This window comes from Sphingomonas sp. S-NIH.Pt15_0812, from assembly GCF_003951315.1.
In the GTDB taxonomy this organism is placed as follows: domain Bacteria; phylum Pseudomonadota; class Alphaproteobacteria; order Sphingomonadales; family Sphingomonadaceae; genus Sphingomonas.
This window is the reverse complement of sequence record NZ_QLJH01000018.1, coordinates 35,052-54,518: the sequence shown is the minus strand read 5'-3', so window position 1 is coordinate 54,518 and position 19,467 is coordinate 35,052. Positions and strand designations below refer to the sequence as shown.

The following is a 19,467-nucleotide window of genomic DNA, read 5'->3' as shown; positions in this document are numbered from 1 at the left end:
ACTCGCGCGATCTGAAGCGCAATGCCGCCGCCCTGGACCGGCAGATCGCCAAGCTGGACAAGGTCATCGAACGCTTGGTGGCGGCGATCGCCAGCGGCGCGACGGAATTTGTGGAGATTCGGGAAGCGCTCCTCGCCAGAAAGGCAGAGCGGGAGGCGCTGAAGCGTCAGCGCGAGGAGGAGGCTGCGGACGGCGTCATCGCGCTCAATCCGGAGATCGTCGAGACTTATCGGAAGCGCATTCGCACGCTTGCCAGCCACCTCGGCAGCGACACCGCCGAATCAGCCAAGGTCGTCGCCAGTATCCGCGACATCATCGCGGGTGTGACCCTGCGCCCGCTCAATGCGGACGAATGGTCGATTGAAGTCATATCGTCGCTGGGATCTGTCGTCGCCTTGGCGACTGGAGGTTCCAGCTCGGCCCCCCGGAGGGGACCGAGCAAGTCGGTGGAGATGGTAGCGAAGGAGGGACTTGAACCCCCGACCCCAGGATTATGATTCCCGTGCTCTAACCAGCTGAGCTACTTCGCCATAAGGCGTTGGCTCCACCGTGGAGGCGCGCGTTTAGCAGGCTTGTCGGTGACGTCAAGCGAACAAATGACGCGACAGCAATTCCCAAGGGCCGCCGCGATACCACCAGGCCGCCAGCCCCGCGACCTCGACCCGGCGCGGCTGGAACTCCGCCTGCAACCGGCCGAGCAGCAGCTTCGCGACCTTGGGGTCGACCTTGTTCTGGATGGTGACGTGCGGTCGCCAGCCGCCGGCATCCTGCGGCGTCAGCATCCCGGCAAAGGCATCGACCAGATCGGCGCGGATGCCGGTCAGCATCGGGCAGTCGATCCGATAGGCGACCCCCCGGCCCAGCGACATCAGGCCGCCGACCTTCGCATCGGGCGCCCGCACACCCCGCGTCGCCTGGATCAGGCGATGCTTCAGCTCGGCGGCGCTGGACGGCGGCAAATGGTGGAAGAGCGTGCAATGCGCCGCCAGCACATTGCGTTCGGGCGGGAAATAGGCGGCGCGCTGCGCGTCGAACCAGCCCTGGTCGGCACGGCCGAACAGCGCGGTGACGATGATGGGGGCTGGGACGAACGCCCCCTCCCCGCTCAAATCTCCACCTGGCTGCCGAGCTCGACCACCCGGTTGGTCGGCAGGCGGAAGAATTCCATCGCGCCTTCCGCGTTGCGCAGCATCCAGGCGAACAGCTTCTCGCGCCACAGCGCCATGCCCGGCCGGTCGGAAGGCAGCAGCGTCTGCCGCGACAGGAAGAAGCTGGTGTCCATCATCCGGAACGCCTTTTCCGAGCCCGCCGCCTGTTTCAGCGCGGCCGGCACGTCCGGCTCCTCCATGAAGCCGAAGCGCAGCACGATCCGGTGGAAGCCCTCGCCCAGCGTCTCCTTCTTCACCCGGTCGGCATCGGGCCAATAGGGCTGGTCGGCGATCTTCACGGTCAACAGCACGATCCGCTCGTGCAGCACCTTGTTGTGCTTCAGATTGTGGAGCAGCGCGTGCGGCACGCCGTCGGGCGTCGAGGTCATGAACACGGCGGTGCCCGGCACGCGGGTGGCGGAGGCGGCAGCCGAATCGATGAAGACCTTCATCGGCATCGCATCCTCGCGCAGCCGCTCCATCATCAGCTTGCGTCCCTTGGACCAGGTGGTCAGCACGGTGAAGACGATCACGCCGATCAGCAGCGGGAACCAGCCGCCGTCCGGCACCTTGGTCAGGTTGGACGCGAAATACAGGCCGTCGATCGCCAGGAAGATCGTGGTGCCGACGATCACCAGCCAGGTCGGCCATTGCCACACGCGCTTGATCAGCACGGCGACCATGCAGGTGCTGATGAACATCGTGCCGGTGACGGCGATGCCATAGGCCGCCGCGAGGTTGGACGATTCGCGGAAGCCGAAGATCAGCAGCACGACCATGATCATCAGCGTCCAGTTGGCGACCGGGATGTAGATCTGCCCCGCCTCCGACGCGCTGGTATGTTCGATGCGCAGGCGCGGCATCAGGCCGAGCTGCACCGCCTGCTGCACCACCGAGAAGGCGCCGGTGATGACCGCCTGGCTGGCGATGACGGTCGCCATGGTCGCCAGGATCACCAACGGCAGCCGCCAGCTTTCCGGGGCCATCAGGAAGAAGGGATTCTCCGCCGCGCTGGGCGAGGCGAGCAGCAGCGCGCCCTGACCCAGATAGTTGATCATCAGCGCCGGGAAGACGAGATAGAGCCACGCCACCTCGATCGGGCGGCGGCCGAAATGACCCATATCGGCATAGAGCGCCTCCGCCCCCGTCACCGCCAGCACCACCGAGCCGAGCGCGAGGAAGGCGAGGCCGCCATCCTCGGCGGCGAAGCGGAACGCCCAGCGCGGGTCGAGCGCCAGCAGCACCTCGGGCCGGGCGAAGATCTGCATCAGGCCGAGCAGCGTCAGCACGACGAAATAGACCAGCATCACCGGGCCGAACAGCTTGCCGACCCGCGCCGTACCGCTCGACTGGATGTAGAACAGGCCGACCAGGATCGCGACCGAGACCGGGATGACGAAGGCGTCGAAGCCCTGCTCGACCGTCGCCAGCCCCTCCACCGCCGACATGACCGAGATGGCGGGCGTGATCATGCAGTCGCCGAAGAACAAGGCGGTCGCCAGCACGCCCAGGATCACCAGGCTGGTGCCCCATTTCCGCCCCGCGCCGCTGCGCCGCTGAATCAGCGCGAGCAGCGCCAGGCTGCCGCCCTCGCCATTATTGTCGGCACGCAGGATGGTCAGGACATATTTGACCGTGACGATCAGGAACAGCGACCAGAAGATCAGGCTGACCACGCCGAAGATATGGAGCTGGTCGACCGTCAGCGGATGATGGCCGACGAACACCTCCTTCATCGCGTAGAGCGGGCTGGTGCCGATATCGCCATAGACGACACCGATCGCGCCCAGCGCCAGCTTGGCGAGGCCCTGTTTGGGATGATGATGGTGGCCGTGGGTCGGCGACACGACGGCGGCGGGGTCGGACGCGATCGCGCTCGGGGTGGCGGTGCTCACCGGCGGTACGATCGATCCGGGAAACGTATCAGGAATTTCATGGCGAAAAACGCACTTTCCAGCGCTGACATCAGACGGCGCGATTAGCATGGCTCCTCCGCACCCGCAACGGGACATGCCCGGCCCGGGCCCGTCCCTCCCTGCGACGGCAATCCATGTCACCATTCAGCACGGAAGATTTTATGACGCTGCCACCATGACTTGCGACCGGAACATCGCACGAACGCAGAGGTTGATGCCGGCGAAAGGACCCAGCATGACCGACACCGCCAATCCCAAGAGCGAACCCTTCTCCAACGCCGAGAAGGACCCCAATGACTGGACCACCGGCGACGAGCCGATGACCGGCGCGCAGGCCAGCTATCTGAAGACGCTGAGCGAGGAAGCCGGCGAGGAATTCGACGACTCGCTGACCAAGGCAGATGCCTCCAAGCGGATCGATGCGCTGCAGGAGAAGACCGGACGCGGCAAGTAAGCCGCGGACGCTCCTATCGTCCGCCGGTCGCGGCGATGAGCTGGCGCACCATCGCCAGCCGTTCCGCGACCGCCGGGCGATAATTCGCCTGGGGGTGCGTCCGCTCCAGCGCCCGCGTCCAGCAGCGCTCCGCGCCGGCAAGGTCGCCGCTCCGCACCAGCGCGATGCCCAGGAAGAAATAGGGACCGGGATGGCGCGGATCGAGCCGGTTTGCCTGGTCGAAGGCCAAGCGCGCGGCGGGTGACACCCGACCCCCATCATGGCGGACCAGCGCATCGCCCAGGGCCGTCCAGAGCTGCACGCTCTTCGGCGCGCCGCGCAGGGCCCCCAGGATCGTCTCCACCTCGTATCGCGACGATCCCACGCGCGCCATCGCATCGGCGGCGGTCAGATACGCCCCCTCCGCCCCGTAGCGGCCGAACATGTCGGTGCGCAGGTCGATGATCGCGGCATCGCTGACCAGCGCCTCGCGATCGGCCTGTACCGGATGGCCGGGCAGCGTCGGCGCGCCTTGCCACGCATAGCCCGCCGCGCCCAGCATCAGCGCGGCGCCGACCAGCGACCAGAGCCGCCGCGGCACATGGAGCAGCGCCAGCGCCACCGCGCTCGCCACCATCAGTATCAGGAGCATGACCCAGCCCATCAGCGCCCCCGGCTGCGGCGGAAGCTGCCGCGCGCGATCCAGCTGCCCAGCGCCAGCAACAGGATCGGCGCGAGCCACAGGGGCCAGGTCGCGGCCTCCAGCGGCGGGTCATAGCTGATATAGCTGCCGTAGCGGTCGATCAGCCACTGCCGGATCGCCGCCGGCCGTTCCCCGGCGCGGATGCGGGTGCGGACCAGCGCGCGCATGTCGCCCGCCATGGTCGCGTCGCTATCGGCGATCGACTGGCCCTGACAGACGACGCAGCGCAGCGTCTCCATCAGCGCCTTGGCCCGGGCCTCCTGCGAAGGATCGGGCAGTTGCGTGTCGGCGAGCGGCGCGGGCGTCGCGGTCTGCGCCTGGACCGGGGCAGCGAGCAGCAGCGACAGCGTGATGGTCAAAGACCGGGTCATCGCGCGGCCTCCGCCGCCGCGACGATCTCGGCAACCTGGTCGGCCCGGATGTCACCGATATATTGGCGGCGGATCACGCCTTTGGCATCGACCAGGAACGTCTCCGGCACGCCCGAGGACCCCAAAGCGAGCTGCGTGGCGCTGGCCGGATCGTCGCCGATCCGCTCATAGGGATCGCCATGGCGGCGCAGAAAGGCTTGCACCTCCGCGCCCGTGTCGCGGATCGCGATCGCCTCGATCGGCACGCCCGCGCGCTTCAACGCCAGCAACTGCGGTGCCTCGGCGATGCAAGGAATGCACCAGCTGGCGAAGACGTTGAGCAGGCGCGGTCGCCCCGTGAAATCGGCTTTGGCCAGGCCCGGCTTGCCCGGCACGATCGGGCGGACCGCGAATTCGGGCAGGGGCCGGTCGATCAGCGTCGAATGGACGGCCCGGTCGGCCGGCCGGAACAGCCCGATCGCAACGATCAGCAGCAGCAGCAGGAAGCCGGCGAACGGCACCCAAAGCAGCGGCCGCCTCACCAGCCCGGCTCCGCCACGGCGCGACGGCGCGGCAGCACGCGGCCGACCAGAGACACGAGCCCGCCCAGCGCCACCAGCACGCCGCCGAACCAGATCAGCGTCACGAACGGCTTCCACCACAGCCGGACCTGCCAGCGGCCGGTGCCATCGGGCTGGCCGAGCACCGTATAGAGCTGGCCATCAGCCATGGTCGCGATGGCGCTCTCGCTGGTCGTGGTCGGCGGCGTGGTGAAGGTCCGCGACTGGGGGAAGAGTTCGCGCCGCGCATCGTCGCGGGTGGCGGTCAGTCGCGCCTGCACCGCCGACCAGTTGTCCGCCACCACCGGCGACAGGCCGTCGAGCGTCACCCGCCACGGGCCGACCCGCGTCGAGTCGCCCGGCCGCAGCGCGATCAATCGCTCGGCGGTGAAGGCCGCGTCGCAGGCCATGCCGGCCATGCTCACCGCGATGCCGAGATGCGCGATCACCATGCCCCAGGTGAACAGCGGCGTGCGGCGCAGGTTGCGGCCCCAGAGCGGCGCGACGCTCGCCACCGCCAGCCCCGCGGCGAGACTGAGGCCCAGCAGCGGGAACATACCGATCGGCATGGCGAAGACGATCAGGCCGGCAAAGGCGAAGACGGTGGCGGCGATCGGCCAGGTGGCGCGCACCAACAACGCCTGCACTGAGTCGCGCCGCCAGCGGAGCAGCGGCCCCAACCCCATCAGCGCGACCAGCAGCAGCGCCACCGGCCCCGCCGCCTTGTTGAAGAAGGGCGGCCCGACCGACAGCTGCACGCCGAACCCGGCCGCGACCAGGGGATAGAGCGTGCCGATCAGCACGATCCCCAGGATCACCGACAACAGCAGGTTGTTGGCGACCAGCCCGCCCTCGCGACTGACCGGTTCGAACAGCCGCCCCTGCCGCACCGTCCCGACCCGCAGGCCGAACAACAGCAGCGCGCCGCCGATATAAAGCGCCAGCAGCACCAGGATGAAGGCGCCGCGCGTCGGATCGACCGCAAAGGCATGGACGCTGGTGAGGATGCCGGAGCGGACCAGGAAGGTGCCGATCATCGACATGGAGAAGGCGACCACCGCCAGCATCACCGTCCAGGCGCGCAGGCCGTCGCGCGTCGCCAGCACCGTCACCGAATGGAGCAGCGCGGTCGCCGCCAGCCACGGCATCAGCGAGGCATTCTCCACCGGGTCCCAGAACCACCAGCCGCCCCAGCCCAGCTCATAATAGGCCCAGTAGCTGCCGGCGGTGATGCCGAGCGTCAGGAAGATCCACGCGCCCAGCACCCAGGGCCGCATCGCGCGGGCGAAGTCGCGCCCGACCTGCCCGGTCAGCAGCGCGCCCACCGCGAAGGAGAAGGCGACCGACAGGCCGACATAACCGGCATAGAGGGTCGGCGGATGGAAGGCGAGGCCGGGATCCTGGAGCAGCGGGTTGAGCCCCGCCCCGTCCGCCGGCGCCGGCTCGGCCCGCGCGAAGGGATTGGAGGCGAAGAGCAGGAAGGCATAGAAGCCGAGCGCGATCACCGCCTGCGCGCCCAGCGTCGCGGTCAGCGTGCGCATGTCGAGCCGGCGCTCGACCAGCGCCACCGCACCGCCCGCCAGCCCCAGGATCGTGACCCAGAGCAGCATCGATCCTTCGTGATTGCCCCAGGCCCCGGCGAATTTATACAGCCACGGCTTGGCCGAATGGCTGTTCTCCACGACCAGCTTCACCGACATGTCGGATTGCAGGAAGAGCAGGATCAGCAGCAGCATCGCGACCAGGGCCAAGGCGCCCTGCACGATCGCGACCGGCCGCACCGCCGCCATCAGTTCCTCCGCATCGTCCCGCGGACGCAGACCGAGCGCCGCCAGCGCCAGTTGCAGGGCGGCGAGCGCGGCGGCGAGCCACAGGGCGGCGAAACCGGCTTCCGCGATCACTGCGCCAGCGTCCTCGTCTCGTGCATCGCGCCGGCGACCTGGGGCGGCATATAGCGTTCGTCATGCTTGGCGAGCAGGTTGGTCGCGACGAAGCCGCCCCCCGGCAGGAACCGTCCCTCCGCCACCACGCCCGATTTCTCGCGGAACAGGTCGGGGACGATGCCGGCATAGGTGACCGGCGTGGTCGCGCGGCCATCGGTGACGGTGAAATGCACGGTCACGCCATCGGCGGCGCGGCGCACCGATCCGGCCGCGACCATGCCGCCCAGCCGCACCGCCCGGTCGAGCGGCGGGGCCCGCCGCGCCACGTCGGACGGCGCGTAGAAGAACGCGGCCTGATCCTTCAGCGCCGACAGGGCGAGCAGCGCCGCGAGCGCCACCGCCCCCAGCGCCAGCGCGACCAGCAGCATCCGTTGGTTCTTGGCGGTCATCGCTTCTCCGCGTCGCGCATCGCGCGCCAGGCGGCGAAGGCGATGGCGGCCGTGCCACCCAGGGTCACCGCATAGGCGGCGACGACGAAGGGCCAGGGGTTCATGCGCGCGCCATCCGGCGCATCCGCGCCTCCGCCTTGGCGCGGGCGAGCAGCGTCCGCATCCGCATCAGCACGATGGCGGCGAAGATCGCGGTGAAGCCGATCAGCATGAAGGGTAGCGGCCACAGGATCGCGCCGTCGATGCTGGAGCCAGTCAGGCCGATGCTCGGCCCCTGGTGCAGGGTGTTCCACCACACCACCGAATAGCGGATGATCGGCAGCAGCACGGTGCCGGCGATCCCGAACAGCGCCGGGATGCGTCCGTCGCCCCCCCGCTCCGCATCGGCCCGAGCGAGCGCGACATAGCCGCAATAGACGAAGAACAGCAGCAGCATCGAGGTCAGCCGCCCGTCCCATTGCCACCAGGTGCCCCAGGTCGGTCGGCCCCAGATCGATCCGGTGACCAGGCACAGGGCGGCAAAGGCCGCGCCCACCGGTGCGATGGCGCGCGCGGCGATGCCAGCCAGCGGGTGCCGCCACACCAGCAGCGCGATCGACGACAGCGCGATGCCGCTCCACCCGCCCATGCCCAGCCAGGCGGCGGGGACATGGATGTAGAGGATCCGCACCGTCTCGCCCTGAAGATAGTCGGGCGGCGTCCGCGTCAGCCCCGCCCAGCAGCCGATCGCGACCAGCAGCACGCCGGCCCAGAACAGGATCGGCGTCAACGGCCTCGCCACCTTCAGGAAGCGCGCGGGGTTGGCGAAGGCGTGGAGCGTGGTCACGACAAAGCCTTCCCTACGCGAGCTTTACCGGTCCGTCACGCCCCGGCATCACCGCTTCCGATAGCGGTCGAACCACGCCAGGATCGCGGCGTTCTTCGCGACCAGTTGCGATGGCCGGTCGGCCAGGCCGCCATGGCTGGCGCTCGGCACGCGGATCAGCACGGTCGGCACCGAGCGGATCTGGAGCGCGGCGTAATATTGCTCCGATTCGCCCGGCGGGGTGCGATGGTCCTCCTCGCCCACCACCACGGCGGTCGGCGTCTTGACGTTGCCGACCAGGCTGAGCGGCGAGCGTCGCCAATATTGCTCCGGGTCCTCCCAGGGCATCTTGCCGAACCAATAGCGCGCCATGCTGGTATAGCCGTCGGTGGTCAGCACCTCGCTGGTCCAGTTGATGACCGGCTTCTGCGTGACGGCGGCGTTGAACCGGTCGGTCTTGCCGACGATCCAGGCGGTCAGCAGGCCGCCGCCCGACCCGCCGGTGACGAACAGGTTCTTCGCATCGACCGGCCCCGTGGCGATCGCTGCGTCGACGACGCTCATCAGGTCGTCGTAGTCGCTGCTCGGATAATTGTGATGGATCAGATTGGCGAAGCCCTCGCCATAGGAAGTCGAGCCGCGCGGATTGGCATAGACGACGACATAGCCCGCCGCCGCATAGAGCTGGTCGTCGGTCGACCAGACCGGCGCATAGCTGGCGAAGGGGCCGCCATGAATTTCCAGGATCAGCGGATATCGCCGGGCCGGGTCGTAATCGGGCGGCGTCATCATCCAGGCGTCGATCGGCAGGCCGCCCGCCGAGGAGGTGACCGCCAGGGGTCGCACCTGCGCCAAGGCCTTGCCCGCGAACAACTCGCGATTGAGATCGGTCAGCCGCTTCGCCGAGCCGCCGCCGCGCGTCACCGCGACATCGGCCGGATGCGTCGTGTCGCCCTGGGTGAAGGCGATGGCGCCGTCCCGCGCGACGCTGAAGTCGCCGCCCGAATAGGGCCGGTCCAGCTCGCCCCCGGCCAGGCCGTCCGCCACCGTCGTCACCCGGCCGTCCAGCCCGACCCGCGCCACTTTGGTGACGCCGTGATCGGCATATTGGACATAGATGGAGCGGCCGTCCGCCGCCCATTGCGGGTTGTCGACGCTGCGGTCGAGCCCGGCGGTCAGCACCCGCGCGCCCGATCCGTCCGCGTTCATCACCGACAGCTGGCGGTTCTGATAGCCGAGCAGCTTGTCCGCGAAGCCGACATAGGCGATCAGCCGGCCATCGGGCGACGCGACCGGCGCCTCGTCCGGCCCCTGCCGGTCGGTCAGCCGACGCAGGGCGCCGGTCGCGGCATCGACCGCGAAGACGTCGCTGTTCATCGGATCGCGATCCGGGTCCTTGCCGTGATTCCCCGCGATCAGCAGGCTGCGTCCGTCCGCCGTCCAGGCGACGCTGCCGCCGTCATCCTCCGGCCCGAAGGTCAGCTGGCGTGCCGCGCCGCCGTCCGCCGAGACGACGAAGACATGGTTGTAGCCGGGGCGCAGATAGCCGCCGCCGTCCTCGCGGTAATGGACTTGGTCGATGATCTTGATCGGCTCGGCCCAATGCGCCCCCTCTGGCTTGGCGAGCGGGGTGCCGAGTTGGCTTCCGTCCCCCGGCACGAACATGGTGAAGCCGATCATCCGCCCGTCCGGCGACCAGGCGATGTCGGACGGCGATTCGGGCAGTGCGGTGATCGCCGCGCCGGTGCCGCTCGCCAGCCAGCGGACGAAGATCTGCGGCCGGTCGCCCTCCCCCCTGGCGGCATAGGCCAGCCGCTGCCCATCCGGCGACCAACGCGGTCGCGCGCTGCCCGGCACGCCCAGCGGCGTCTGCCGCCCGGTGGCGACATCGACCAGCCAGACCTGGCGGCGGTCGCCATCGGTCATGATGTCGCCGGTCGCGCGGGTATAGGCGATGCGCTTGCCGTCCGGGCTGATCCGCACATCGCTCGCCTGCGACAGGGCGAAGGCGTCGCGCGGTCCGAAATGTCGGTCGGGCCGGGTCGCCTCGGGCGTGGCGGTCTGGGTCTGTTGCGGGGCCGCCAGCACCCCGCTCGACAAGAGGGTGGCGGACAGGAGCAGCAGGAGCGATCGCGGCATCGGGGGCTTTCGGCAGGAATGTACCGCCGCAGCTTACAAACAATCGCCGGCCGCTCAATGGGGGGGGGTGGCGTCCCCTTCCCGTTCGATGGCGGAGGCCAGGGCACGGGGGGTGGAAAGCGAGCGGCTACCCGCTCAGTCCGCCTTGGGCGCATCCTTCTGCGCGACCTGCGCGGTGGTGATCGGCGGGCCCTTGGCGATCTCGGCGGCGAGCGCCTGCACCTCGGGACAGCCGCCCTTGCACAACGTCTTCAGCTTGGCGAGGTTGACCCGCGCCTGCGCGATCGCGCCCTTGGCGACCAGCGCGTCGCCCTGCCCCTTCAGCGCCTGGCGGTCGCCCGGCTCCAGCAACAGCGCCTCGCGGTACAGGCGGATCGCCTTGCCGGGCAGGCCGCGCGCCTGCGCCACCTGCGCCAGCACGACGAACGCCTGGCGGTTGCGTGGATCGACCGCCACCGCCGTCTCCAGCGTGTCGGTCGCGGCGTCATATTTACCGGCGGCGCGTTCCGCCTTGCCCTGTTCGAGCAGTTGCAGCGAGCGCGCGTCGATCCGGTCGTCGGGCCGCTGCGCGCCGAGCGACGCGGAGAGGCTGACGGTCGCCAGCGCAGCGGCCAGAGCGACGGACGAGAAGCGCATGATCGTCTCCAGGCGGAACATCAGCCTCGCCCTAGCATGGGGCCACCAGCCGCGCGACGAAAAAGCCGTCGGTGCCGTCGCGCGCGGGATCGAGCCGCACGCCCTGCCCCTGCGGGCGGCCGGCAGGCAGGTCGAGCGGTTCGACACGCCAGCCGGGATGGTCGGCCAGGAAGGATTCCACCTGCCCCGCCCCCTCGGCATCGAGCAGCGAACAGACGATATAGACCAGCGACCCGCCCGGCCGGACCAGGGCCGCGCCGGTCGCCAGCACCTGCGCCTGGGTGGCGACGAAACGGGCCAGTCGGGTCGGATCGAGCCGCCAGCGCGCCTCCGGATTGCGCCGCCAGGTGCCCGTGCCCGAACAGGGCGCGTCGACCAGCACCCCGTCGGCCGCGCCGATCGCATCGGCCAGCATCTCGCGCTCGCGCCCCGGATTGAGCAGCCGCGCCTCGACGATCGTCACGCCGGCCCGCTCGGCCCGCGGCGGCAATTGCTGGAGCCGGGCACGATCGGTGTCGCAGGCGAGCAGCAATCCCTGGTTCGCCATGCGTGCGCCCAGCGCCAGCGTTTTGCCGCCCGCGCCCGCGCACAGGTCGATGATCCGATCGCCCGGTGCGACCGGCAGCGCGAGGCCGACGATCTGGCTGCCGGCATCCTGCACCTCGATCGCACCGTCGCGATAGGCGTCCAGCGTCTCGACGCGGGTTCCGCTCGGCAGGCGCAGGCCGTGGAGACCGTGCGGCAGCGGCTCGCCCTCGGGCAGTGCCTCGGTCATGCGGAGCGGATTGATCCGCACGTCGAGCGGCGCGCGGTCGACCAGCGCCGGCAGGGCGTCCTGCGGCAGGCCGGACTCGATCAGCGCCGCCTCCAGCCAGGTCGGGGCCAGGCCCGGCGTGGCACGTGGCTCGTCCGCGCCGATCGGAGCGGGACCATGGGTCGAACCGTCGAAAGCGGCGGCGACCCCGGCATCCCGGTCGGCGAGCAGCAGCATCGCGGCGCGCCCGCTCGGCGGCACCGGCCCACAGAGCCGGATCGCCGCATAGACATGCTCGCGCACCGCCCGCCGGTCCTTGGACCCGGCATAGCGACGGGTCGCGAAGTAACGCTGGACCAGGGTATCGGCGGCCGCGCCGCCGGTGGTGGCGGCGTCGATCACCTGGTCGACGATCTCGATCGCGGCTTGAACGCGGGCGGCGGGCGTCACCTCAGCGGGTCGGGTAGTTGGGCGCTTCGCGGGTGATCGTCACGTCATGGACGTGGCTTTCCTGCAACCCGGCGCCGGTGATCTGGATGAAGCGCGCCCGCTCGCGCAGGGCGGCGAGCGTCGCCGAGCCGGTATAGCCCATCGACGCCTTGATGCCGCCGACCAGCTGGTGGATCACGTCGCGCGCCGGCCCCTTATAGGCGACCTGCCCTTCGATCCCCTCGGGCACCAGCTTCATCTGGTCCTTGATATCGCCCTGGAAATAGCGGTCCGCCGAGCCGCGCCCCATCGCGCCGACCGACCCCATGCCGCGATACGACTTATAGGCGCGGCCCTGATAGAGGAACGTCTCGCCCGGCGCCTCTTCGGTGCCCGCCAGCAGCGAGCCGACCATGCAGGTCGACGCGCCCGCCGCCAGCGCCTTGGCCAGGTCGCCCGAGGTGCGCAGGCCGCCATCGGCGATCACCGGCACGCCCGCCTTGTGGCCCGCCTCGGCGCAATCCATCACCGCCGTGAGCTGCGGCACGCCGACGCCCGCGACGACGCGGGTGGTGCAGATCGAGCCCGGGCCGATGCCGACCTTGATCCCGTCCGCGCCCGCATCGATCAGCGCGCGCGTTGCCTCGGCGGTGGCGACGTTGCCGGCGACGACCTGGACCGAGTTGGACAGCTTCTTCACCCGCTCGACCGCGGCCGCGACGTCGCGGTTATGGCCGTGCGCGGTATCGATGATGATGCAGTCGCACTCGGCATCGACCAACGCCTCGGTCCGCGCGAAGCCCTTGTCGCCCACCGTGGTCGCGGCGGCGACGCGCAGGCGGCCGGCGGCATCCTTGGTCGCGTCCGGATAGGTCACCGCCTTCTCGATGTCCTTGACGGTGATCAGGCCGACGCAGCGATAGGCGTCGTCGACCACCAGCAGCTTCTCGATCCGGCGGTGGTGGAGCAGGCGGCGCGCCTCCTCCTGCCCGACATCGGTCGAGACGGTGGCGAGATTCTCGTGCGTCATCAGCTCGGAGACGGGCTGGTGTGGATTGCCGGCGAAGCGCACGTCGCGGTTGGTCAGGATGCCGACCAGCCGGCCGTTCGCCTCGACCACGGGGATGCCGCTGATCCGGTGGCGCGCCATCAGCGCCTGCGCCTCGGCCAGCGTCGCGGTCGGCGCGATGGTGATCGGATTGACGACCATGCCGCTCTCGAACCGTTTGACCTGGCGGACGGCGGCGACTTGCTCCTCGACGGTCAGGTTGCGATGGAGCACGCCCATGCCGCCCAGCTGCGCCATGACGATCGCCATGTCCGCCTCCGTCACCGTGTCCATCGCCGCGGACAGGACCGGGATGTTGAGCGCGATGCCGCGCGTCACCTGGGTGCGGGTGTCGGCCATGCTGGGCAGGACGCTCGATTCCCCCGGCACCAGCAGCACGTCGTCGAAGGTGAGGCCGAGGCGGATGTCCATGGTAGCTGCCGATCCTAGCGGTGGGTGTCAGGTGGCGCGCCATGTAACCTCATGACGCGCGAACCGCTAGGCCCCCTGACGCGCCCCATGCTATGTGGAGCCGAACGAGGGGAAGAACCATGGGTTTGACGATCGCCGCGCTCGCACTGCTGCTGGTGCTGTTCTACCTGTTTTCCAGTATCAAGATCGTCCGCCAGGGCTATCAATACACGATCGAGCATTTCGGCCGCTACACCACCACGGCCGCGCCGGGTTTCAACTTCTATCCCGCCTTCTTCTACCGGGTCGGCCGGCGGGTGAACATGATGGAGCAGGTGATCGACATTCCCGGGCAGGAGATCATCACCAAGGACAATGCGATCGTCTCGACCGACGGCGTCGTCTTCTTCCAGGTGCTGGACGCCGCCAAGGCCGCCTATGAGGTGTCGGACCTCTATGTCGCGCTGCTCCAGCTCGCCACCACCAACCTGCGTACGGTGATGGGCGCGATGGACCTGGACGAGACCTTGTCGAAGCGCGACGAGATCAACGCGCGGCTGCTGTCGGTCGTCGACCACGCCACCGTGCCCTGGGGCGTCAAGATCACCCGCGTCGAGATCAAGGACATCCGCCCGCCCGCCGACATCGTCACCGCCATGGGCCGGCAGATGAAGGCGGAACGCGAGAAGCGCGCCAACATCCTGGAGGCCGAGGGCACCCGCGCCTCCGAGATCCTGCGCGCCGAGGGGCAGAAGCAGGCGCGCATCCTGGAGGCGGAGGGCCGGCGCGAATCGGCGTTCCGCGATTCCGAGGCCCGCGAGCGCGCGGCGGAGGCCGAGGCGAAGGCGACGCGCGTCGTGTCCGAGGCGATCGAGGCGGGCGGCGTCCAGGCGATCAACTATTTCGTCGCGCAGAAATATGTCGAGGCGGTCGGCAAGTTCGCGACCAGCCCCAATGCCAAGACCATCCTGTTCCCGGTCGAGGCGACTCAGCTGATCGGCACGCTGGGCGGCATCGGCGCGCTCGCCAAGGAGGCGCTGGCCGATACGCCGAAGGGCAATGTCACCACCCCCGCTCCCACCGCCCCACGGGCCGAGCCGCGCCGGGGACCGTTCGAGCTGCCGCAGGGCTGAGCGCGATGCGGCGCCCTGATGACCCGGGCCGGGACGCGGCATGACCGGGGGCGACTGGCTGGGCGGGCCGGCCTGGCTGGCGGCGGCGCTGGTGCTGGGGATCGCGGAGCTGCTGGTCCCCGGTGTCTTCCTGATCTTCCTGGCGATCGCGGCGGCGATCACCGGGTTGGCCAGCTATGTGCTGCCGGACCTGCCGCCGGTCGCGCAGGTCGTGGCCTTCGCGCTGTGGAGCGTGGTGACCGTGTTAATCGGCCGACGCTGGTATCGCGATTATCCGGTCGAGGGCGATGCGCGCCTCAACGACCCGGCGGGCCGGATGATCGGCGCGATCGTGGTCGTGGACACCGAATTGCGCCAGGGTCGTGGCCGGGTGCGGATCGGCGACGGCAGCTGGCCGGCGACCGGTCCGGACCTGCCACAGGGCGCGACGGCGCGTATCGTCGCGGTCGAGGGCGGCCTGGTGACGGTGGAGTCGATCGCGGACCCGGCCGCCGCCCGCCCCTGACAGCGCGACCCTACCGGCGAACGGTCGCGAAAACGCGATGCCGCCGAGCACGCGGTCCCCCGCCATCGTCAGCCATACGGGTCGCTCGAACAGCCAGGCCAGCTTCGCCTGCCTTGCGGCTCGGTGCAGCAGCAGCGATCCCGCGATCAGCACGACCGTGCAGGCGACGGGCGTGAGCGGCCCGGCCATGCGCGCGACGGGATCGCGCACGATCATCATCAGCGGCAGATGCAGGCCATAGACGGGCAGCGTGTTCCGCCCCAGCCAGGCCAGCCTCGCCAGACCGGGCAGGCGATCGACCATGACCCGAATGGCGTAGAGCGCCGCAAGGCAGATGGCGAGGCGTTGCGCCCCGCCCAGCCCGTCATGGCCGGATGCCAGCCGCAGCATCTGCGCCGCCACAGTGGCGACCACCGCCGCCGCCGCCAGCTTGGCGAGCAACGACCAGGACAGATCCGCCGTCAGCGCCCGCTCGATCTCCGGCCGCCAGGACAGTCCCGCATAGAACATCAGCGCATAGATGGCGGCGTTCTGGAAGCTGTAGGTATTGAGCGGCAACAGGCCGACAAAGCTGACGACCCCCAGGCTGGCGGCCGCAGCCAGCACGATCCAGCGGGGGACCAGGGCGGTGAACGGCACCGACAGGGTGAACAGGCCCAGCACCCAGAGGAACCACAGGCTGGTCATCGGCCGCGACAGATTATCTACATAATTGGGCAGCGACAGGTCGTTGCCGAAGGGCGACACTAGCAGGAGCGGCACCAGCCAGATCATGTAGATCCAGGCGAAATGGACGCAGCGGTCCAGCGTCCTCGCCATGGATCGGGACAGCAGCGCATGCGCCAGATAACCGCTGACCAGCATCAGCACCGGCATCCGGAAGAAATTGAACAGCCGCGACACCGCATCGAACGCGCCATGATGACCGTTCGCATGGCCCCAGAGCAGCACATGGTCGAAGACCATCGCGACCACCGCCAGTCCCCGCGTCGCATCCAGGGCGGTCAGTCGCTGCTTCATCTCTTCGTTCCCGGAACTGTCGCCTCTATCATTTTGATTATAGGCGACGCCCGGGATGCTGGTCGGCGCGAGACCAGATCCTTGCGCGCGTCTCGTGCCGGGCACGATCCATGCCGGGACCGGCCTCAGCGTGATTTACCGCGTGAAAACGGTCGGACGATCGGTATAGACGGTCGCAGGAGAGGATGTCCGTACCCCGACGGAGTTCCAGCCTTGCCCCCTGCCCCCGACCTGCCCCTCGGCCGCCCGCACAGCGTCGCGGAGGACGGCTATGCGCTGGCGATCGGCTGCATCCTGATCGGACTGGGCCTGGTGCTGCTCAAGGGCGCCGGGCTGGTGACCGGCGGCATCGCGGGGGTCGCGCTGCTCCTGTCCTATATCCTGCCGCTGCCGGCGGGACTGTTGTTCACCTTGGTCAACCTGCCCTTCTTCGCGCTGGCGCAGCGGGTGCTGGGGACGCGGTTCGCGATCAAGACGGTGCTCGCCAATCTGGGGATCAGTGCGGTGACGATGCTGGCGCGCGGTTCGGTGACGATCAGCCATGTCCATCCCGCCTTCGCCGCGCTGGTCGGCGGCACGGTGATCGGCATGGGCATCCTCTGCCTGGCCCGTCACCAGGCCGGGGTCGGCGGCACCGGGGTGGTGACGCTGTGGCTGCAACGCAGCCGGGGCTGGAATGCGGGGCGGACGCAGATGGCGCTGGACGTGGTGATCCTGGCCGCCGCCATCCCCGTGGTGCGCGTCCCCCAACTGGCCTGGTCGGCGCTGAGCGCGGTGGCGATCAGCCTGATGCTGATCGCCTGGCACCGGCCCGGCCGCTATATCGGCCACTGAGCCGAGCCGACCCGGAAGCGATCAGACGGCGGGCGTGTCCGCCACCACCTGCCAATGCCCTGCTTCCTTGGCGAGCCACAGCTTGCGATCGCCACCGTCGCGGCTGACGCGCAGCATCGCCCGGTCGCCCAGGATCAACGGTCCGCGCACCGGCCGGCAATGGCTGCGCGCGGCGATGCGGATGCCGGCGGGCGCGGTCTTGATGCCGCCGCCGCCGCGGAACACGCCCGGCCGGAACAGCCGCTCGAACCCCGGCGGCGCATCCGATTCGTGTCGGCGCAGCGAACGGCTGGGCGTCCAGGGCGCGATCACCCGCTCGATGCAGGTCGGGCCGGACCGCGCGACATAGGTCAATGCCGCGCCGACCACCGCCGGCATTTCGCGTCGGGGATTGGGCTCGCATCCGCCAAGCGCCATCGCCGCCAGGGCGAGCGCGGCGACGGAAGCTCCGCGCCGCGCGCGCATCGTCACGCCCCCTTCTGCAGGTGCCGGCGGCCGAGCAGCTCGGCGATCTGCACCGCGTTGAGCGCCGCGCCCTTGCGGAGATTGTCGCTGACGCACCACAGGTTCAGCCCATTCTCGATCGTGGGGTCCTCGCGCACCCGGCTGACATAGGTGGCGTCGTCGCCCGCCGCCTCGATCGGCGTGACGTAGCCGCCATCTTCCTGCTTATCGATCAGCATGATGCCCGGGGACTCGCGCAGGATGGTGCGCGCCTCCTCGGCCGAAATCTCGCGCGCGAACTCGATGTTCAGCGCTTCGGAATGGCCGACGAACACCGGCACGCGGACGCAGGTGGCGGTCACCTTGATCTTGGGGTCCAGGATCTTCTTGGTCTCGACCACCATCTTCCACTCTTCCTTGGTCGATCCGTCGTCCAGGAAGCTGTCGATATGCGGGATGACGTTGAAGGCGATCTGCTTGGTGAACTTCTTCGGCTCGGCGGGATCGCCGACGAAGATGTTGCGGCTCTGCTCGAACAGCTCGTCCATCCCGACCTTGCCCGCGCCCGACACCGATTGATAGGTCGAGACCACGACGCGCGTGATCGTCGCGGCGTCGTGCAGCGGCTTCAGCGCCACGACCATCTGCGCGGTCGAGCAATTGGGATTGGCGATGATGTTCTTGGCGCGATAGCCGTCGATCGCCTCCGGATTCACCTCGGGCACGATCAGCGGCACGTCCGGATCCATGCGGTAGAGCGACGAATTGTCGATCACGGTACAGCCGGCCGCAGCGAATTTCGGCGCGTAGACCGCGGTCGCCTCGCTGCCGATCGCGAAGAGGGCGATGTCCCAGCCCTCGGGATCGAAATGCTCGATATTCTGGATCTTGAGCATCTTGCCGGTGTCGCCATATTCGATCTGGTCGCCCTGGCTGCGGCTGGAGGCAAGCACCGCGATCTCGTCGAGCGGGAATTCGCGCTCGGCGAGGATGTTGACCATCTCGCGCCCGACATTGCCCGTCGCCCCCGCGACCACGACCCGATAACCCATATGACCCTCCGTATGCAGGCGCGGCCCATAACGGTATTGCGTCGCACCGTACAACGGGTTTCGGGATATTGCGCGATAAAGCGTGGCTTCAGTCGTGCGTGCGGCCCTGCCAGGTGACGTGGCGGACGCCGGGCAGCGCCTGGAGCGCATCGGCGACCTGATCCAGTTCGGCATCGTCGACGATCGTGCTGGTCAGCGTCGCCACCACATCGGCCGCGCCGCCGGCACGCGGCTCGATCCGCACCTCGCCGACCGGGAGCTGCGCCGCTTCCAGCCGGGCGACCAGTTCGTCGCCCAGTCCCTGGGCCTGCTGCTCGGTGGTGGTCAGCGTCACCAGATAGGTCGCCTCGACGCTGCGCCCCGCGACGGGGATGCGGTTGATCGCATCGACCAGCGGACGGAGCGCGGTGTTGGCGAGCAGGACGATGCCGGTCAGCAGCACCGCCTCGGCCAGCATGTCGCTGCCGGCGATCGCGCCGACCGCCGCCGAGCACCAGAGCGTCGCAGCGGTGTTGAGGCCGCGGACGTTCAGCCCCTCCTTCATGATGACGCCCGCGCCCAGGAAGCCGATGCCGGAGACGACATAGGCGATGATCCGGATCGACTCGACATCGCCGCCCAGCCGCTGGCCCAGGTCGACGAACGCCGCCGCGCCGATCGCGACCAGCGCGTTGGTGCGAAGCCCCGCATTGCGCTGGCGATATTGCCGCTCCGCCCCGATCAGCGTGCCGAGCACGAAGGCGGCGAGATAGCTGACCAGCGTGTCGAGAAAGGGCCAGAGGTGGAAGGTGGTGACGAATCGCATCGCCGTGCCT

The 19,467-nt window shown here is 69.3% G+C and carries 19 protein-coding genes, 1 tRNA gene and 1 pseudogene; 4 read left to right on the top strand and 17 right to left on the bottom strand.

Annotated elements, in window-relative coordinates; all coding sequences use genetic code 11:
* Positions 1-453: 453 nt before the first annotated feature.
* From BRX43_RS12930 to BRX43_RS12920, 3 genes are all read right to left on the bottom strand, one after another.
* A tRNA-Met gene (locus BRX43_RS12930) sits at positions 454-530 on the bottom strand.
* A gap of 54 nt (positions 531-584) precedes the next feature.
* Positions 585-1,109: a 2'-5' RNA ligase family protein gene (locus BRX43_RS12925; RefSeq protein WP_125995506.1), complete on the bottom strand. Its 525-nt coding sequence runs from the start codon at positions 1,107-1,109 to the stop codon at positions 585-587.
* A complete protein-coding gene (locus tag BRX43_RS12920) occupies positions 1,106-2,995 on the bottom strand; it encodes a potassium transporter Kup (protein WP_241214945.1) in 1,890 nt (629 codons plus the stop codon). The genes BRX43_RS12925 and BRX43_RS12920 overlap by 4 nt, the downstream gene beginning before the upstream one ends.
* 304 nt (positions 2,996-3,299) lie before the next feature.
* Here BRX43_RS12920 and BRX43_RS12915 point away from each other — a divergent pair, with 304 nt between their 5' ends.
* Positions 3,300-3,518, top strand: a complete 219-nt coding sequence (locus BRX43_RS12915; protein WP_125995502.1) for a DUF3072 domain-containing protein — start codon at positions 3,300-3,302, stop codon at positions 3,516-3,518.
* A gap of 13 nt (positions 3,519-3,531) precedes the next feature.
* Here the strand turns inward: BRX43_RS12915 and BRX43_RS12910 are convergent, their stop codons facing one another.
* From BRX43_RS12910 to guaB, 10 genes are all read right to left on the bottom strand, one after another.
* Positions 3,532-4,149: a hypothetical protein gene (locus BRX43_RS12910; protein WP_241214938.1), complete on the bottom strand. Its 618-nt coding sequence runs from the start codon at positions 4,147-4,149 to the stop codon at positions 3,532-3,534.
* A gap of 11 nt (positions 4,150-4,160) precedes the next feature.
* Positions 4,161-4,571 (bottom strand): cytochrome c-type biogenesis protein, encoded by a 411-nt coding sequence (locus tag BRX43_RS12905; RefSeq protein WP_125995498.1) that lies wholly within the window; start codon positions 4,569-4,571, stop codon positions 4,161-4,163.
* Entirely contained in the window at positions 4,568-5,092 is a 525-nt protein-coding gene (locus BRX43_RS12900; protein ID WP_125995496.1) for a redoxin family protein, read from the bottom strand. The genes BRX43_RS12905 and BRX43_RS12900 overlap by 4 nt, the downstream gene beginning before the upstream one ends.
* Positions 5,089-7,011 carry a heme lyase CcmF/NrfE family subunit gene (locus BRX43_RS12895; RefSeq protein ID WP_125995494.1) on the bottom strand — a complete coding sequence of 641 codons (1,923 nt, stop codon included), beginning with the start codon at positions 7,009-7,011 and terminating at the stop codon, positions 5,089-5,091. The genes BRX43_RS12900 and BRX43_RS12895 overlap by 4 nt, the downstream gene beginning before the upstream one ends.
* Complete coding sequence (gene ccmE / locus BRX43_RS12890; RefSeq protein ID WP_125995492.1) at positions 7,008-7,442, bottom strand: cytochrome c maturation protein CcmE; 435 nt, start codon at positions 7,440-7,442, stop codon at positions 7,008-7,010. The genes BRX43_RS12895 and ccmE overlap by 4 nt, the downstream gene beginning before the upstream one ends.
* Before the next feature lie 100 nt (positions 7,443-7,542).
* Positions 7,543-8,268 carry a heme ABC transporter permease CcmC gene (gene ccmC / locus BRX43_RS12885; protein ID WP_125995490.1) on the bottom strand — a complete coding sequence of 242 codons (726 nt, stop codon included), beginning with the start codon at positions 8,266-8,268 and terminating at the stop codon, positions 7,543-7,545.
* A 48-nt stretch (positions 8,269-8,316) separates the two neighbouring features.
* Positions 8,317-10,386: a S9 family peptidase gene (locus BRX43_RS12880; RefSeq protein WP_125995488.1), complete on the bottom strand. Its 2,070-nt coding sequence runs from the start codon at positions 10,384-10,386 to the stop codon at positions 8,317-8,319.
* A gap of 135 nt (positions 10,387-10,521) precedes the next feature.
* Positions 10,522-11,043 (bottom strand): tetratricopeptide repeat protein, encoded by a 522-nt coding sequence (locus BRX43_RS12875; RefSeq protein ID WP_125995486.1) that lies wholly within the window; start codon positions 11,041-11,043, stop codon positions 10,522-10,524.
* A gap of 10 nt (positions 11,044-11,053) precedes the next feature.
* Complete coding sequence (locus BRX43_RS12870; protein ID WP_125995484.1) at positions 11,054-12,226, bottom strand: RsmB/NOP family class I SAM-dependent RNA methyltransferase; 1,173 nt, start codon at positions 12,224-12,226, stop codon at positions 11,054-11,056.
* 1 nt (position 12,227) lies between these two features.
* Entirely contained in the window at positions 12,228-13,685 is a 1,458-nt protein-coding gene (gene guaB / locus BRX43_RS12865) for an IMP dehydrogenase (protein ID WP_125995482.1), read from the bottom strand.
* A 119-nt stretch (positions 13,686-13,804) separates the two neighbouring features.
* Between guaB and BRX43_RS12860 the strand changes: the two genes are divergently transcribed.
* Entirely contained in the window at positions 13,805-14,797 is a 993-nt protein-coding gene (locus BRX43_RS12860) for an SPFH domain-containing protein (RefSeq protein WP_125995480.1), read from the top strand.
* Between the two features lie 40 nt (positions 14,798-14,837).
* Positions 14,838-15,302 (top strand): NfeD family protein, encoded by a 465-nt coding sequence (locus BRX43_RS12855; protein WP_125995478.1) that lies wholly within the window; start codon positions 14,838-14,840, stop codon positions 15,300-15,302.
* A 135-nt stretch (positions 15,303-15,437) separates the two neighbouring features.
* On the opposite strand, the pseudogene BRX43_RS20880 reads toward BRX43_RS12855, so the two are convergent.
* Positions 15,438-16,322, bottom strand: a pseudogene (locus BRX43_RS20880) (acyltransferase); the annotation flags it as partial.
* Positions 16,323-16,535: 213 nt separating this feature from the next.
* Here BRX43_RS20880 and BRX43_RS12845 point away from each other — a divergent pair.
* Complete coding sequence (locus tag BRX43_RS12845) at positions 16,536-17,156, top strand: YitT family protein (protein WP_241214937.1); 621 nt, start codon at positions 16,536-16,538, stop codon at positions 17,154-17,156.
* A 21-nt stretch (positions 17,157-17,177) separates the two neighbouring features.
* Here BRX43_RS12845 and BRX43_RS12840 read toward each other — a convergent pair whose 3' ends face one another.
* The 3 genes from BRX43_RS12840 to BRX43_RS12830 form a co-directional block, all read right to left on the bottom strand.
* Positions 17,178-17,621, bottom strand: a complete 444-nt coding sequence (locus BRX43_RS12840) for a hypothetical protein (protein ID WP_125995472.1) — start codon at positions 17,619-17,621, stop codon at positions 17,178-17,180.
* Positions 17,622-17,623: 2 nt separating this feature from the next.
* Positions 17,624-18,652 carry an aspartate-semialdehyde dehydrogenase gene (locus BRX43_RS12835; protein ID WP_125995470.1) on the bottom strand — a complete coding sequence of 343 codons (1,029 nt, stop codon included), beginning with the start codon at positions 18,650-18,652 and terminating at the stop codon, positions 17,624-17,626.
* 88 nt (positions 18,653-18,740) lie between these two features.
* Positions 18,741-19,457, bottom strand: coding sequence for an MgtC/SapB family protein (locus BRX43_RS12830; protein WP_125995468.1), 717 nt, complete (start codon positions 19,455-19,457; stop codon positions 18,741-18,743).
* Positions 19,458-19,467 lie beyond the last annotated feature (10 nt).

Coding starts and splice junctions, on each gene's coding strand:
- BRX43_RS12840 (WP_125995472.1), bottom strand. CDS start 17,621: ATGCGCGCGCGGCGCGGAGCTTCCGTCGCCGCGCTCGCCCTGGCGGCG.
- BRX43_RS12905 (WP_125995498.1), bottom strand. CDS start 4,571: ATGACCCGGTCTTTGACCATCACGCTGTCGCTGCTGCTCGCTGCCCCG.
- BRX43_RS12860 (WP_125995480.1), top strand. CDS start 13,805: ATGGGTTTGACGATCGCCGCGCTCGCACTGCTGCTGGTGCTGTTCTAC.
- BRX43_RS12830 (WP_125995468.1), bottom strand. CDS start 19,457: ATGCGATTCGTCACCACCTTCCACCTCTGGCCCTTTCTCGACACGCTG.
- BRX43_RS12855 (WP_125995478.1), top strand. CDS start 14,838: ATGACCGGGGGCGACTGGCTGGGCGGGCCGGCCTGGCTGGCGGCGGCG.
- BRX43_RS12880 (WP_125995488.1), bottom strand. CDS start 10,386: ATGCCGCGATCGCTCCTGCTGCTCCTGTCCGCCACCCTCTTGTCGAGC.
- guaB (WP_125995482.1), bottom strand. CDS start 13,685: ATGGACATCCGCCTCGGCCTCACCTTCGACGACGTGCTGCTGGTGCCG.
- BRX43_RS12915 (WP_125995502.1), top strand. CDS start 3,300: ATGACCGACACCGCCAATCCCAAGAGCGAACCCTTCTCCAACGCCGAG.
- ccmE (WP_125995492.1), bottom strand. CDS start 7,442: ATGACCGCCAAGAACCAACGGATGCTGCTGGTCGCGCTGGCGCTGGGG.
- BRX43_RS12910 (WP_241214938.1), bottom strand. CDS start 4,149: ATGCTCCTGATACTGATGGTGGCGAGCGCGGTGGCGCTGGCGCTGCTC.
- BRX43_RS12835 (WP_125995470.1), bottom strand. CDS start 18,652: ATGGGTTATCGGGTCGTGGTCGCGGGGGCGACGGGCAATGTCGGGCGC.
- BRX43_RS12875 (WP_125995486.1), bottom strand. CDS start 11,043: ATGTTCCGCCTGGAGACGATCATGCGCTTCTCGTCCGTCGCTCTGGCC.